Consider the following 14,815-nt stretch of genomic DNA (forward strand, 5'->3'; position numbering starts at 1 on the left):
TGCCGGCGCGGGTGGTCGCTCAGTTGAGCGGCCGGACCCCGTCGGGCAGGTTGCCGCCGGCGATCGCGTCGGTGGCGAAGTCGGCGAACGCGGTGAGCGCCAGGCGCTGGGTCCACGGGCCGAAGGACACCCGGGCCACGCCGAGCTCGGCGAGCCGGGCCTGGGGCAGCGAGCCCGGGACGTTGATGACCGAGACCCGGCGCTCGCCGATGCCCTCGACCAGCTGCACCACGGTGGGCTCGTCGAGCAGGCCGGGCACGAACACGCAGGAGGCCCCGGCCTCCAGGAAGGCCCTCCCGCGCTCGATCGCGTCGGCGACGACGTCGGCCCTCGGACGGTCGCCGGCCTTGACGAAGGCGTCGGTGCGGGCGTTGAGCACGAAGGGCACGCCCTCGGCCTCACCGGCGGCGACCACGGCGCGGACGGCGGCCACGGCCTGCTCCAGCGGCTTCATCTGGTCCTCGAGGTTGGCGCCCACGATGCCGACGCCGATGGCCTTGCGGGTGGTCTCGCCGGCGTCGCCGTAGCCGCCCTCGAGGTCGGCCGACACCGGCACGGACACGGCGGCGGCGATCCGGCCCACGGCCTCGATCATGGTGTCCACCGGGATGTTCTCCCCGTCGGCGTAGCCGTACGAGGCGGCGATCGAGTGGCTGGCGGTGGCCAGCGCCCTCGTGCCGGGCAGGTCGGCCACCACGGTCGCGGTGATCACGTCCCAGACGTTGACGACGGTCAGCAGCTCGGGGTCGGTGTGCAGGCGGAGGAGCTCCGCGGCCTTCTCGGCGTTCGTGGGCATGCCTCCAGTCAATCCGAGACCTGGGCGGACGGCCCGTCGGCGGGCGGCACCGCGGGCCCGGTGCGGTCCTCGGGGGGCACGGAGTGCGCGGGCATCCCGCTGACGTCGAGCTGCTGCAGGAGACCGGTGAGCTCCAGCGGCCCGGTGACGATCCGGCTGGTGGCGACCACCCGCACCCGCTTGCCCGCGGCCTCCGGGTGCTGGCTGAGCCAGACCAGCGCCGTCACCCCGGCGGAGCCGAAGAAGTGCACCGCGGAGAGGTCGACGGTGAGCACGTCGTCGGCCTCGCGCAGCGCGGTGAGCAGGTCGTGCTGCAGGGCCGGGTTGTAGGCGGAGTCCAGCACCCCGGTGACCGCGGCGACGAGGTCGCCCTCGGTGCCGGGGTGCGTGGACACCGTGTAGGGGACGTCGTGGGCGTGGTCGTGCACGGTCATGTCGGGCTCCTCTGCTCGCCCTCTTCCTCACCGCTGGCGGCGGGTCCGAAACGCGCTGGTCGGACGCCTTCGTGACGGCATCGTGATCTCCACGGGGTCGACAGGTGGGGCTGGTGTGGCACGGTGGAACGCAGTCGAAACGGACCGGGTGCGTACTGCACCGGTCCGGCAGCGGGGGCAGCCGACACGGTTCTCCGTCGCGTCCGGGCCACCCCGACCGGGGTGGCCCTCCCGAGGACCGAGGAGGTGGACCCGTGTGTGGCAGTACCTCGTGGACCGCCGTGAGCTGATCGCGTTCCAGGCCTACCAGCACGTCAGCCTGGTGGTGCAGTGCGTGCTGCTGGCCACCGTGCTCGCCGTCGGGCTGGCCGTGCTGGCCTACCGCAGCCCACGGATCACCAGCCTGGCCAACAGCGTCTCGGCGATCGGGCTGACCATCCCGTCGTTCGCGCTGCTGGGTCTCCTGCTGGCCCCGTTCGGCTTCGGCATCACCCCCGCGGTGATCGCCGTCGTCTTCTACGCCGCGCTGCCGGTGCTGCGCAACGCCGTGGTCGGCCTGGCCGGCGTCGACCAGTCCCTGGTCGAGTCCGCGCGGGGCATCGGGATGAGCCGGCTGACCACCCTGCGCCGCGTCGAGCTGCCCCTGGCCTGGCCGGTCATCCTGGCCGGCGTCCGGGTGTCCACCCAGATGGTCATGGGCATCGCCGCCGTCGCCGCCTACGTGCTGGGGCCCGGCCTCGGCAGCCTCATCTTCTCCGGACTCTCCCGGCTCGGTGGCGCGAACGCGCTCAACGCCACCCTCGTCGGGACCATCGCGGTCGTCCTGCTCGCCCTCGTCCTGGACGTGGTGCTCGTGCTGGTCGGCCGCCTGACCACCTCGAGGGGCATCCGTGTCTGAGACGACCGTGACGCAGCAGGACGACCGCACCGTCAGCGGGGTCGCCATCCGGCTGGAGGGCGTCACCAAGCGGTACCCCGGGCAGACCACGCCCGCCGTGGACGCCGTCGACCTGGACATCGCCGCCGGTGAGACGGTCATGTTCGTCGGCCCCTCGGGCTGCGGGAAGACCACGCTGCTGAAGATGCTCAACCGGCTCATCGAGCCCAGCGGCGGGAAGATCTACCTGGGTGACGAGGACGTCACCGACCAGGACCCCGACCAGCTGCGCCGCCGGATCGGCTACGTCATCCAGGCCGGCGGGCTCTTCCCGCACATGACCGTGGGCACCAACATCGGGCTGGTCCCCGGCATGCTCAAGTGGGAGAAGCAGCGCATCGCCGAGCGGGTCGACGAGTTGCTGGACCTGGTGGGCCTGGACCCCGAGGTCTACCGCGACCGGTTCCCCAAGGAGCTCTCCGGCGGCCAGCAGCAGCGGGTCGGGGTGGCCCGCGCGCTGGCCGCGGACCCGCCGGTGCTGCTCATGGACGAGCCCTTCGGCGCGGTCGACCCGATCACCCGCCAGCGCCTGCAGGACGAGCTGCTGCGGATCCAGGAGGAGCTGGGCAAGACGATCGTCTTCGTCACCCACGACTTCGACGAGGCGGTGAAGCTCGGGGACAAGATCGTGGTCTTCGACGTCGGCGCCCGGGTGGTGCAGTACGACACCCCCGAGGCGATCCTGGCCGAGCCGGCCGAGGAGTACGTCGCGGACTTCGTCGGCGCCGGGGCGACGCTCAAGCAGCTGACCCTCACCCGGGTCGCCGACACCGACCTGCACACACCGGTCACCGCACAGGCGGGCGAGGACAGCGCGGCCGTCGTCGCCCGCGCCACCGCGGCCGGCGAGCAGTACGTCGTCGTCACCGATGCCCGGGACCGCCCGGTCAGCTGGCCCTCGGTCGCCGAGCTCACCCGGACGACGACCGTGCCGGCCACCCGGGACGACCGGCTGCCCGTGGTCGGCCTGCGCTCCACCCTCAACGACGCCCTGGACACCATGCTCGCGGCCAGCCAGGGCGGCGTCGTCGTCACCGGCCGGCGGGACGTCGTGGCCGGCGTGCTGGTCGTCGAGCAGGTCATGGCCGCGATCCAGGCCACGCGCGGGGAGACCCGCGGATGACGGCCGCGGTCGGCGGGGCGATGGACGAGGCGGTCGACGTCGAACCCGGGGGGCGCCGTACCGGCACCGCCTGGCGGGGGCTGCTGGTGCAGCCCGTGCTGATCCTGGCCGTCCTGGCGGCGTTCGTGGTCTGGCGGTCCACCGCCACCCTCACCGATGCCGAGGCCCGGCCACTGGCCTGGTCGGCGCTGGGCAGCAGCATCGCCGACCACCTGTGGCTCGTGCTGGTCTCCGCCGTCGTCGTGCTGGTGGTGGGCGTCCCGCTGGGCGTGTTGCTCACCCGCGGCCCGTTCCGCCGCGCCACCCCGGTGGTGCTGGGCATCGCCAACACCGGGCAGGCGGCCCCGGCGATCGGGCTCTTCGTGCTGCTGGCCACCTGGCTGGGGTTCGGCTTCCGGTCCGCCGTCCTGGCCCTGGTCCTGTACTCGGTGCTCCCGGTGCTCCGGAACACGATGGTCGGGCTGCAGGGCGTGGACGCGCGGCTGGTCGAGGCCGGCCGGGGGATGGGCATGAGCTCGCTGGCGGTGCTGCTGCGGGTCGAGCTGCCGCTGGCCGTGCCGGTGATCCTGGCCGGCGTCCGCACCGCCCTGGTGCTCCTGGTCGGCACGGCGACCCTGGCCACCTTCATCGACGGCGGCGGCCTGGGCCTGCTGATCACCACCGGGATCAACCTCAACCTCGACGTGCTGCTCTACAGCGGCGCGCTGCTGGTCGCGCTCCTGGCGTTGGCCGTGGACTGGCTGGGGCGGGTCGTGGAGACCGTCGCCCGGCCGAAGGGACTCTGATGCGCCGCTACACCACCGCTCTGCTGATCGCCCCGCTCCTGCTGGCCGGGTGCGGCCTGCAGGCCGCCAACCAGTACACCCCCGACGCCGACCCCGGCCTCATCGAGCCGATCGCCGGTGCCGAGGGCGTCGAGCTCGTCGTCGGCAGCAAGAACTTCACCGAGCAGCTGATCCTGGGCAAGGTCGCGGTCATCGCGCTGCAGACCGCGGGGTTCGACGTGCTGGACCGCACCAACATCCCCGGTTCGGTGCCGGTGCGCACCGGTGCGACCAGCGGTGAGATCGACATGAACTGGGAGTACACCGGCACCGCCTGGCTGACCTACCTGGGCATGTCCGAGGGCATCCCGGACCGCACCGAGCAGTACGAGGCGGTGCGCCAGGCCGACCTGGCCAACGACCTGACCTGGCTGCCGCCGGCGGAGATGAACAACACCTACGCCTTCGCCATCCGCAGCGAGGCCGCCGCCGACCTCGGCGTGAGCACGCTGAGCGACATCGCCGAGCTGCCGGTGGAGCAGCGGACGTTCTGCGTCGAGGCCGAGTTCGCCAGCCGCAACGACGGGTTCGTGCCGATGCTGGAGGCCTACGGCATCCCGCTGGGCAGCCCGGACGGCGTCCCCCGCGACAACGTCTCGACGCTGGACACCGGGGCGGTCTACACCGCCACCGACCAGGGCGCGTGCAACTTCGGCGAGGTCTTCACCACCGACGGCCGGATCGAGTCCCTCGACCTGACCGTGCTCGAGGACGACCGGCAGTTCTTCCCCGCCTACAACGTGGCCCCGGTGGTCTACACCCCCACGCTGGAGGCGCACCCCGAGCTGGCCGACGTGTTCGCCGAGATCACCCCGCTGATCACCGACGAGGTCATGATCGAGCTCAACCGCCGCGTGGACGTCGACGGCGAGGAGCCAGTGGACGTGGCCCTGGACTGGATGCGCTCGGAGGGCCTGGTCACCTGACCCGCTGGCCCCGTGGCGTGGCAGGGCGCGGTCCCCGCGCCCTGCTCACTCCATGATGGGCACCGTGGACTTCGACGAGGTCGCCGACGAGCTGTATGCCGCGCTGCCCGGGGAGTTCATCGCCGCCCGGGACGACGCCGTGGCGGCGGCCAAGCGCACCGACAAGGTGCTGGCCCGCCGGCTGGGTGCGCTGGGCAAGCCGACGCTGGCCGGCTGGACGGTGAACACGCTGGTCCGCTCCGCGGGGGACCAGGTGCAGGAGCTGGTGTCGCTGGGCGAGCTGCTCCGCTCGGCCCAGGACTCCCTGGACCCCGAGGCCATGCGCGAGCTGGGCAAGCAGCGTCAGCAGGTGGTGCGGGCGCTGGCCCGGGAGGCCGCCAGGCTCGCCCGGCGCGCCGGGCACCCGGTGAGCGAGCAGGTGGTCGGCCAGGTCGAGGAGACGCTGCGGGCCGCGGTGGCCGACCCGGCGGCGGGCGAGGCGGTGCTGGCCGGCCGGCTCACCGGGGCGCTGACCTACAACGGCCTGGGGACGCCGGAGCCCGCGGCCCGCCCCGCCGGCCCGGCGCGCCGTCCCCCCGCACGCGCGGCCGCCCCGGAGGAACCCGAGGAACCCGCCGCCCCGCCGGTCGACCTGGACGCCGCCCGGGCGGCCAAGGCCGACCGGGCCGCCCGGCGGGAGGCCGAGGAGCGGTTGCGCCGGGCCCGGGCCGAGCTGCGCACCGCCCGCACGGTGGCCGACGACGCCGCCGGCGAGGTCGAGCAGGCTGTGACGGCGGCGCACGAGGCCGAACAGGCCGCCGCCGAGGCGCGTCGCGGCCGCGACGACGCCGACCGACGGGTCACCGAGCTGGAGTCCGCGCTGGAGGCCGCCCGGGAGCGGGCCACCGCGGCCGCCGACGACGTGACGCAGGCCGAGGACGCCGCCGCCCGCGCCGAGGACGACCGGCAGACCGCCCGGGCCGAGGCCGAGCGGGCCGCCGAGCAGCGGGACAGGGCCCAGCAGGTCGTCGACGAGCTGTCCTGAGCACCCTGCCGGGTTGCCGCTGGAGCTCGTCGGGGCAGGATGTGACGCACAGCACTCACCCGCCTGGACGGGTGAGGCGGCCGATCGTGCGGAGACCCACAGATGACGACCAGCCAGCGGCGCACCCGACCGGAGACCACCGTGGCCGAGCCCGCGGAGCAGCAGTCGGACCTGGAGCTCGTCGAGGCCGCGATCGAGGCGCTCACCGGGGCGCTCCCGGTCGCGCTGAGCCCCACCCAGGGGCTGGCCGCCGCCCGTCGGCTGGTGGGCACCGTCGTCCGGCAGCCCCGGGCGCTCACCAAGCGGGGGGTGGACCTCACCGCGCAGCTGGCCCGGATCGCCGCGGGCACCTCCGACATCGCCCCCGACCGCAAGGACGCCCGCTGGAAGGACCCGGCCTGGCAGACCAACCCGCTCTACAAGCGGGTCGGCCAGTCCTACCTGGCCTGGAACCGCGCGGTGCACGGCGTCGTGGAGGACCTCGACCTCGACGAGAAGAGCAAGTTGCGCGCACTGTTCCTGCTCAAGCTGGTCACCGAGGCGGTGGCGCCCACCAACACGCTGGTCGGCAACCCGGCGGCGCTCAAGCGGGCCCGCGAGACCCGGGGCAGGAGCCTGGTCGACGGGGCCCGGCACGCCCTCTACGACGTGCGCAACAACGGGGCGATGCCCTCGATGGTCGACTCCCGGCCCTTCGTGATCGGCGAGACCATCGCCGCGACCCCGGGCGCGGTGGTGTGGAAGAACGAGATCGCCGAGCTCATCCAGTACTCCCCGAGCACCGGGAAGGTGCACGAGCGGCCGATGCTGGTCATGCCGCCGCAGATCAACAAGTACTACGTGCTGGACCTGGCCCCGGGCCGCAGCATGGTCGAGCACCTGGTCTCCCACGGACACCAGGTCTTCATGCTCAGCTGGGCCAACCCCGGCAAGGGCGACGCGGCCTGGGACTACGACTCCTACGCCCGCACCGCGCTGGAGGCCTCCGACGTCGTCCGGGAGATCACCGGGTCCTCGGACATGAACCTGCTCGGCGTCTGCGCCGGCGGGATCACCGCGGCCGGGCTGCTCGGGCACCTGGCCACTGCCGGTGACGACCGGTTCGCCAGCGTCACCTTCCTGGTCACCCTGATCGACTTCGAGGTGCCCTCCCAGGTGGGCACCTTCATCTCCAGGCCGGTCGTGGCGGCGGCGAGCCGGAAGAGCCGGAGCGAGGGCGTGCTGTCCGGCCGGGAGCTGGCCCGGGTGTTCGCCTGGCTGCGGCCCAACGACCTGGTCTGGAACTACTGGGTCAACAACTACCTGATGGGCAAGAACCCGCCGGCCTTTGACGTCCTGGCCTGGAACGCCGACGCCGTCGACCTCCCGGCGTCGCTGCACGGGGACTTCATGGACATGGCGCAGAGCAACTCCCTCACCCACCCCGGCGAGCTGCGGGTGCTGGGGACGGGGGTCGACCTGGGGAAGGTGACCGTCGACAGCTACGTGGTCGGCGCGGTCACCGACCACATCTGCCCCTGGCGGGCCTGCTACCCGGTGGTGGACCTGATGGGCGGCTCGGTGGAGTTCGTGCTCAGCAGCCAGGGCCACATCCAGGCGCTGATCAACCCCTCGGGCAACCCGAAGGGTTCTTACCGGACGACGGACGGCGACGACCCCGCCCGCGGTGCGGACGACAGCGCCGGCAGGCCCACCGCCGACGAGTGGCTCGAGCGGGCCACCGAGCACCCGGGCTCCTGGTGGGACCACTGGGTGGAGTGGCTCGAGCCCCGCTCGGGGGCGGAGAGGAACGCCCGGCGGAAGCTGGGCAGCAAGGCCCACCCACCGATCGAGGACGCCCCGGGCAGCTACGTCCGGGCGAAGGTCTGAGGGTGGCGCGCACCGCTGCTGCCCGCGGTCGCTCCGGCGCCCGCACCCTCGAGGTCGCTGGGTACTCCCTCCGCGTGCGGGTGGAGCACGCCGGGGCCGGCCGGCCCCTGCTGCTCGTCAACGGCATCGGCGCCACCGGCGACCTGTTCGACACGTTCCGCTCGCACCTGGGGGACAGGGAGACCGTCTCCTTCGACGCGCCCGGGGTGGGGGAGAGCTCCACCCCGACCTACCCGCCGACGATGCGCAAGCTGGCCGGCGTGGTCGCCGAGCTGGTCCGCGCGGTGGGCCACGAGCAGGTCGACGTCCTGGGGCTGTCCTGGGGCGGGGCGCTGGTCCAGGAGCTGGCCCGCCGGCACCCCGACGTCGTCCGGCGGCTGGTGCTGGCCGGCACCACCCCGGGCTGGGTGTCGCTGCCCGGGCGGCCGGCGGCGATCAGCATCCTGGCCTCCCCGATGCGCTACTACTCCCCGGGCTACCTGACCCGGGTGGCCCCGACGCTCTACGGCGGCGGCATCCAGCACCACCCCGACCTGCTCGGCGAGCACGCCGCGCAGCGCTCGGCGCACCCGCCCACGCCCTACGGCTACCTCTGCCAGCTCGCGGCGCTGCGCCGCTGGTCGAGCCTGCCCTGGCTGCACCGGCTGGAGATGCCGACACTGGTGCTCGCCGGGGACGACGACCCGATCATCCCGCTGGCCAACGCCCGGCTGATGGCCTCCCGGCTGCCGCACGGCGAACTGCACGTCGTCCGCGGTGGGGGGCACCTGTTCCTGTTCACCCACGCCGACCGGATGGCCGGCGTGGTGCGCGAGTTCCTCGACTCCCCTCAGGCGCCGTAGGACTCCAGCCGGCCCACCAGGAACTCCACCGCGGCCTCGCTGTCGACGGTGTCGGCGACCTCGACGGCGGTGTCGGCGGTGCTCACCGCACGCAGGTCGGCGAGCGTCTGGCCGCGGGCGGCGCCCAGCGTGGTGCCGACGACGACGTCCCGGCGGGTGGTGCCCAGCGTGCCGGGCACGACCGCCTCGGTGAGCGCCAGGGCGTCGTGCACGCACACCCCGCTGATCCCGTAGCTGTTGCGGGCGGCGTCCACGTACTGCTGCAGCACCGCCGCGGCGGTCCGGCCCACGTGACCGCCGTGGGCGCGGAAGCGCTCGATGCCGGGCTCGGTGAGCACGGTGGGCAGCGTGACGTCCAGCCCCACCATGGTCACCGGCAGCGGGCTCGTGAGCACCGCGTGCGCGGCCTCCGGGTCGGCCCAGGCGTTGAACTCCGCCGCCGCGGTGACGTTGCCGCCGCGGGCCGCCGAGCCGCCCATCCAGACGACGCGGCCGATCCGGGCCGCGGCCTCGGGGAAGACGGCCAGCAGCAGCGCGATGTTCGTCAGCGGGCCGATCGGGGCGACGGTGACGGTGCCCGGGTCGTGGGCCATCAGCAGCTCGGCCAGCGCGACCACGGCCGGTCGCGGGTCGACCGCGGCCGGGGAGGGGTCCAGCTCCACCCCGCCCATGCCGGCCGCGCCGTGCACGTGCCCGGCCCGCTCGGGCAGCGGGTGCACGAGCGGGCCGGCGGCACCCACCGCGACCGGTACGTCCGAGCGCCCGGCCAGGTGCAGCACCCGCAGCGCGTTCTCCGTCGTCTGCGCGAGCTCGACGTTGCCGTGCACCGTCGTCACCAGCTGCAGGTCGACCTCCGGGCTGGCCAGGGCCAGCAGGATCGCCAGCGCGTCGTCGATGCCGGGGTCGGTGTCGATCACCAGGGGGATGCGGTCGGTCACGGCGGCCACCCTGCCGCACGCCCCGCCCCCGACGAGAGGCGCCCTTCTCGTCGGCAGTCCCACGCGACACGCCAGCCCCACGTGTCGCGTCCGGAGGTCACCGTCCCGGAAACCGCGGTTTCCGGGGGATCTGGGCCCTGGGGGTCGACAAGTGACCGGATCGCGAGGGGGGTCACCGGCCCGCGACACGGGTTGCGCATCGGTTCGGTCACGCGGGCTCCAGAGCGTGTCCGTGGTGGCCGATCACGGGAGTCCCACGCGTCACTCTCGTCCCTGACCGGAGCTCCTCCCCGGCTCCGGCCCACTCCCGCCCAGGAGACAGACGATGACGATGACCGCGGTCCCCGTCCCCACCACGCTCGTGCTCGACGCCCTGCCCGCCCTCTCCTTGACCTCCATCGACACCGACGTCGAGTTCCTGGAGCCCCGACCCCGCCGGTCCGAGGTGAGCGACCTCTGGGCCGCGCTGGAGGCCTCCACCGACCCGCAGGTGCCCGCACCGACCCGGTTCGCCGGCCTGCTGCAGACCCTGGTCGGCTGGCTGCGCCGCCAGTGGCTGCGGCTGGGCTCCTGGGGCGCCGGCCCCCGGGGCGAGCACCTGGCCTGGGGCGGACGCCGGTACGCCCCGCTCCAGCCGGCCGCCCCGGCCCTGCGCCACCGCGCCCCGGACGACGACGACCCGGTGCCGATGCGCGAGCTGCCCAGCACGCCGACCACCGCACCCCGGCCCCGGCACACCGGCGCACTGCGGACGACGTCCCTGCAGGCACCGCACGTGCTGCTCGGCCGCCGGGCGCCGGCCCCGCTGCCGCCCCGGCCCGCCCCTGCGCCGGTCGTCGTCCGGCCGCTGCCCCCGCTGGTGCACGCCCGGCGGACCACGTCGGTCGTGGTGCGACCCAGCGGCGCCGACCGCTCCGTGCCCCGCTCGGTGCGCCCGGGACTGCGCACGGTGAGCCGGACCACCCGACCGGTCCTTAGTCTGGCTACGTGTCCAGCCCCGCTTTCACCACCCGACCCGAGCTCGCCGGCACGTTCGGGATGGTCGCCTCGACGCACTGGCTCGCCAGCCAGGCGGGCATGGCGACGCTCGAGGCGGGCGGCAACGCCTTCGACGCCGCCGTCGCGACCGGTTTCGCCCTCCACGTCGTCGAGCCCCACCTCAACGGCCCGGGGGGCGAGGTCCCGATCCTCTTCGCCCGCGGCGGGAGCGGGGCAGGCGCGGGGCAGCCCGTCCTGCTGTCCGGTCAGGGGGTCGCCCCCGCGACCGCCACGATCGACGCCTTCGAACACCTGGGCCTCGAGCTCGTCCCCGGCACGGGACTGCTCGCCGCCACCGTCCCCGGTGCCGTCGGCGCCTGGCTGACCCTGCTGCGCGACCACGGCACGATGCCGCTGGACGCCGTCCTCCGCTTCGCCATCGAGTACGCCGAGACCGGCCACCCGCTCACCGCACGGGTGGCAGCGACCGCGGCCTCGGTCTCCGAGCACTTCCGCACCCACTGGCCGACCTCGGCCGCCACCTGGCTCACTTCCGACGGAGCACCCCCCACCGCCGGCCGCCTGTTCCGCAACGACGTCCTCGCCTCGACCTACCGCCGACTGCTCGACGCAGCGCGCGGACCCTCCCGGGAGGCGGGCATCGACGCGGCGCTGGCTGCCTGGTACCAGGGGTTCGTCGCCGAAGCGATCGACGTGTTCTCCCGGTCCCCCGTTCGTGACGACTCCGGTCGTGATCACGCGGGCTTCCTGACCGGACACGATCTGGCCGGCTGGCGACCGACGTACGAGCCGCCGGTCACGACCGACTGGCGTGGGTGGAGTGTCTCGAAGGCCGGGCCCTGGTCCCAGGGACCGGCGCTGCTCCAGGCGCTGGCGATGCTGGACGGCGTCCCGTCGGTGTCACCGGGTTCCGGCGCGGGTCGGCAGGCGCCGACGGCCGACGTCGTCCACGACACCGTGGAGGCGGTCAAGCTGGCCATGGCCGATCGCGAGGCCTGGTACGGCGACGAGGCCGACGTCCCCCTGCACGACCTGCTCTCCCCGGCCTACACCGACGGCCGCCGCGCCCTGATCGGCGCACGCGCCGACCTCGGGCTCCGCCCCGGCTCCCCTGGGGGCCGTGCGCCCCGGCTGCCCCGGCACGTCACCGACCCGAGCGGTTCGTTCGCGGTCGGGGCCGGGGTCGGCGAGCCCACCGTGGCCCGCACCGGTGAGCAGGTGGTCTCCCCCGACGGCACCACCCGCGGCGACACCTGCCATGTCGACGTCGTCGACCGCTGGGGCAACGTCGTCTCGGCCACCCCCTCGGGCGGCTGGCTGCAGAGCTCGCCCGTCGTCCCCGGCCTGGGCTTCCCGCTGGGCACCCGGGCGCAGATGTTCTGGCTGGACCGCGGGCTGCCGAACTCCCTGGCCCCGCGCAAGCGGCCCCGCACCACGCTCACGCCGTCCCTGGCGCACGACCGGGAGACCGGCCGCTGGCTGGCCTTCGGCACCCCGGGCGGTGACCAGCAGGAGCAGTGGCAGCTCTGCTTCTGGCTGGCGCACACCGTCCGCGGGCTGGACCTGCAGGCCGCGATCGACGCCCCGGCCTGGCACACCACGTCGTTCCCGTCGTCGTTCTACCCGCGGGAGACCAATGCCGGTGAGGTGGTGGTCGAGTCCCGGGTGGGGGACGACGTGATAGCCGACCTCCGCGGCCGCGGACACTCCGTCGTCGTGGCCGACGCCTGGTCGCTGGGCCGGCTGTCCGCGGTCAGCACCGACCCGTCGACCGGGATCGTCCGTGCCGCCGCCAACGCCCGCGGCATGCAGGGCTACGCGATCGGCCGCTGACCCGTCAGGGGCGGGCGGGGGTCAGCGGGCGAGGGCGAGGAGGGCGGGGGTGTCCTGGCCGGCCCAGGTGCCGCGCAGGACGGGGCCGCCGACGGAGCCCTCCTCGGGGCCGCCGAGCACCCGGAGCAGCACGAGCTCGCCGCCGTCGGTGCGCAGCACGGTCGTCGTGCCCTCGGTGGTGACGGTGACCTCGGCGTCGGCCGGGGGTCCGCTGAGCGTGCCCAGCGCGCCGTCGACGTGCACCCGGGCGGTGGGCTCGCGCACCTCGGGGCCGTCGGGGGTCTGGTACTCCAGCTCCGCCTGCGGGGTGCCGGTGAGCAGCGCGGAGGAGAGCGCGGCGGCGTAGACCGGGTCGGTGGGGCCGTCGTAGACGAAGCGGTGGCCCAGCACGGAGTGCTCCGTCGTCCCGACCAGGACGGCGTCCTCCAGCGGCTGGGCCCGGTAGGTCACCGGCACGTGCAGCACGGTGCCGTCCCCGGTGCGCAGCAGGAAGGTCTCGGTGCCGACCTCGCCGGCGGGGTCGTCGAAGCGGTAGGCGCCGGCGAGCTCGAGGGCGGTGGTGTCCAGCCCGGCGGCCCACGGCTGGGTGGGCACCCACGCCTGGAGCAGCTCGAGCTTGCCGGGGACGAGGGTGGCGAGGTGGATGACGGCCATGCCCGGACGCTAGCGCCGGACGTCGGCCGGCCCGCGCCCGACCGGGAACCCGGCGTCCCGCCACGCGGCGAACCCGCCGGCCAGGTCGGTCGCCCGGTGCAGCCCGACGGCACGCAGGCTCGCCGCGGCCAGCGAGGAGCTGTAGCCCTGGTGGCAGACCACGACCACCTCGACGTCCCAGCCGGTCGCCTCCGGGACGCGGTGGCTGCCGGTCGGGTCCAGCCGCCACTCCAGCACGGTCCGGTCGATCACCAGGGCGCCGGGCAGCTCGCCCTGCTCGGCGCGCTGGGTCTCGGTGCGGGTGTCCACCACGAGCGCCCCGCGGGCCAGCGCGGCCGCGGTCTCCGCCGGTCCGGGTCGGTGCACGCCGTCCCGGGCCCGGGCGAGCACGTCGTCCACGCCGGTCACCGGGGTGCCTGCTCGGCCGGCCCGGGGGCGACGACGGCGGTGAGGCAGCGCCGCAGGGTGGTCACCACGCTGCCGGCCACGAACAGGTCCTGGCCGCTCTCGACACGCTGGGCCCGGACCCGGTCGGCGAGCGCCTCCACCGCGACCCGGGCCCGGGCGACCACCGCGGGGTCGCCGACCACGTCGTCCCCGATGGCGTCGTCGGCGACCGAGCGCAGGACGTCGGCGATCGCGGTGAGGGCCCGTGCGGTGTCCGGACGGAGCCTCGGGCCCATCGCGATCTCGTCCCAGGGCAGCTCGGCGGTCTCGTGCTCGCGCACCAGCTCGGTGAGGTCGGCGACCAGGAACGCCAGGCTCTCCAGCGCCCGGGCGTGCTCGTACTGCTGCTGGGCGGTGTCGGCGTGCCGGCGGGCCCGCCGGTTGCCGCGGCGGGCCTCGTCGCTGAGCCGCACCGCCTCCCGCATCCGGGTGAGCACCGGGTCCACCGCCCGCATCCGGCCCCGCCACTGGGCTCCGTCGGGCAGCTCGTCCTGGGTGAGCCCGGCGGCCAGGTCGTCGAGCTGCTCGGCCAGCAGGTCGCGCAGCAGGGCCAGCTGGGTCTGCGCCGGGGCCAGCGGCAGCGGCGGGAACGCGGCGGTGACCGCGAGGCCGATGGCCGCGCCCAGCAGGGTCAGCCCTGCGTAGCCGGAGACGTACCCGACGGGGTCGGCGTCCCCGATGATCAGGGTGAACAGCGCGGCGGTGGCCACCCAGCTGCCCGCGGTCCCCAGTGCCCGCCACCCGGCCAGCAGCACCCCGAGGGCGATGACCAGCGCGACGGTGGCCACGTTGGGGTAGGCCAGCGCGTCGACGGCGAGGGCCACCACCGCACCCAGCGAGATCGCCCCGACGGTCTGCAGGGCCTCCCGGGCCGAGCCGGCCAGCGTGGTGGAGGTGGCGATCACCGCGCCCAGGGGTGCGTAGTACGGGTACTCCCCGGCGGCACCGGGGACGAGCTGGACCACCGCCCAGGCCAGCGACGCGGCCAACGCGGCCTTCACGGCCAGGCCGAGCCGGGGGTGGCGGGCCCAGGTGCGCAGCAGGGCACCGGTGGGTCCGGGCCGTCGGGCGGTGGGGGTCACCGCGTCATGGTGCTCCGTCGACGCCCGGAGGGGTGGTCCCGCGTCCGTCCGTGGGGCGCAGCGCCCCCGGTCCGGGCAGGATGGGGG

At 74.7% G+C, this 14,815-nt stretch carries 13 protein-coding genes and 1 pseudogene; 7 read left to right on the plus strand and 7 right to left on the minus strand.

Features of this window, described 5'->3' with window-relative positions; all coding sequences use genetic code 11:
* Nucleotides 1-19: 19 nt before the first annotated feature.
* Both F1C76_10380 and F1C76_10385 read right to left on the minus strand, forming a co-directional pair.
* Nucleotides 20-796, minus strand: a complete 777-nt coding sequence (locus tag F1C76_10380) for an isocitrate lyase/phosphoenolpyruvate mutase family protein (GenBank protein QNG36940.1) — start codon at nt 794-796, stop codon at nt 20-22.
* A gap of 8 nt (nt 797-804) precedes the next feature.
* Nucleotides 805-1,230, minus strand: a complete 426-nt coding sequence (locus F1C76_10385; protein QNG36941.1) for an STAS domain-containing protein — start codon at nt 1,228-1,230, stop codon at nt 805-807.
* Nucleotides 1,231-1,486: 256 nt separating this feature from the next.
* On the opposite strand from F1C76_10385, the gene F1C76_10390 reads away from it, so the two are divergent.
* Genes F1C76_10390 through F1C76_10405 form a run of 4 tightly spaced genes read left to right on the plus strand, consistent with a single transcriptional unit; the run spans nt 1,487 to nt 5,040 of the window.
* Nucleotides 1,487-2,128, plus strand: coding sequence for an ABC transporter permease (locus F1C76_10390; protein ID QNG36942.1), 642 nt, complete (start codon nt 1,487-1,489; stop codon nt 2,126-2,128).
* Nucleotides 2,121-3,290 (plus strand): ATP-binding cassette domain-containing protein, encoded by a 1,170-nt coding sequence (locus tag F1C76_10395; protein QNG36943.1) that lies wholly within the window; start codon nt 2,121-2,123, stop codon nt 3,288-3,290. Before F1C76_10390 ends, F1C76_10395 begins: the two co-directional genes overlap by 8 nt.
* A 20-nt stretch (nt 3,291-3,310) precedes the next feature.
* Complete coding sequence (locus F1C76_10400; protein ID QNG39160.1) at nt 3,311-4,075, plus strand: ABC transporter permease; 765 nt, start codon at nt 3,311-3,313, stop codon at nt 4,073-4,075.
* Nucleotides 4,075-5,040 (plus strand): glycine betaine ABC transporter substrate-binding protein, encoded by a 966-nt coding sequence (locus tag F1C76_10405; protein QNG36944.1) that lies wholly within the window; start codon nt 4,075-4,077, stop codon nt 5,038-5,040. The genes F1C76_10400 and F1C76_10405 overlap by 1 nt, the downstream gene beginning before the upstream one ends.
* A gap of 848 nt (nt 5,041-5,888) precedes the next feature.
* On the opposite strand, the pseudogene F1C76_10410 reads toward F1C76_10405, so the two are convergent.
* Nucleotides 5,889-6,068: pseudogene (locus F1C76_10410) on the minus strand (hypothetical protein).
* Nucleotides 6,069-6,166: 98 nt separating this feature from the next.
* On the opposite strand from F1C76_10410, the gene F1C76_10415 reads away from it, so the two are divergent.
* Together F1C76_10415 and F1C76_10420 are read left to right on the plus strand one after the other, a co-directional pair.
* Nucleotides 6,167-7,933, plus strand: a complete 1,767-nt coding sequence (locus tag F1C76_10415; GenBank protein ID QNG36945.1) for an alpha/beta fold hydrolase — start codon at nt 6,167-6,169, stop codon at nt 7,931-7,933.
* Entirely contained in the window at nt 7,576-8,775 is a 1,200-nt protein-coding gene (locus F1C76_10420; protein ID QNG36946.1) for an alpha/beta fold hydrolase, read from the plus strand. Before F1C76_10415 ends, F1C76_10420 begins: the two co-directional genes overlap by 358 nt.
* On the opposite strand, the gene F1C76_10425 is transcribed toward F1C76_10420, so the two are convergent.
* Entirely contained in the window at nt 8,763-9,713 is a 951-nt protein-coding gene (locus F1C76_10425) for a nucleoside hydrolase (GenBank protein ID QNG36947.1), read from the minus strand. The two genes, F1C76_10420 and F1C76_10425, sit on opposite strands and share 13 nt — an antisense overlap.
* Before the next feature lie 1,038 nt (nt 9,714-10,751).
* On the opposite strand from F1C76_10425, the gene F1C76_10430 reads away from it, so the two are divergent.
* Complete coding sequence (locus F1C76_10430) at nt 10,752-12,545, plus strand: gamma-glutamyltransferase family protein (protein ID QNG39161.1); 1,794 nt, start codon at nt 10,752-10,754, stop codon at nt 12,543-12,545.
* A gap of 21 nt (nt 12,546-12,566) precedes the next feature.
* On the opposite strand, the gene F1C76_10435 is transcribed toward F1C76_10430, so the two are convergent.
* The 3 genes from F1C76_10435 to F1C76_10445 are packed head-to-tail and all read right to left on the minus strand — an operon-like array spanning nt 12,567 to nt 14,728.
* Nucleotides 12,567-13,199, minus strand: coding sequence for a hypothetical protein (locus tag F1C76_10435; protein ID QNG36948.1), 633 nt, complete (start codon nt 13,197-13,199; stop codon nt 12,567-12,569).
* Between the two features lie 9 nt (nt 13,200-13,208).
* Entirely contained in the window at nt 13,209-13,607 is a 399-nt protein-coding gene (locus tag F1C76_10440; protein QNG36949.1) for a rhodanese-like domain-containing protein, read from the minus strand.
* On the minus strand, nt 13,604-14,728 hold the full coding sequence (locus F1C76_10445) for an FUSC family protein (GenBank protein ID QNG36950.1): 1,125 nt from the start codon (nt 14,726-14,728) through the stop codon (nt 13,604-13,606). Before F1C76_10445 ends, F1C76_10440 begins: the two co-directional genes overlap by 4 nt.
* Nucleotides 14,729-14,815: the final 87 nt, after the last annotated feature.

It is taken from the genome of Geodermatophilaceae bacterium NBWT11 (assembly GCA_014218215.1).
In the GTDB taxonomy this organism is placed as follows: Bacteria; Actinomycetota; Actinomycetes; order Mycobacteriales; family Geodermatophilaceae; genus Klenkia.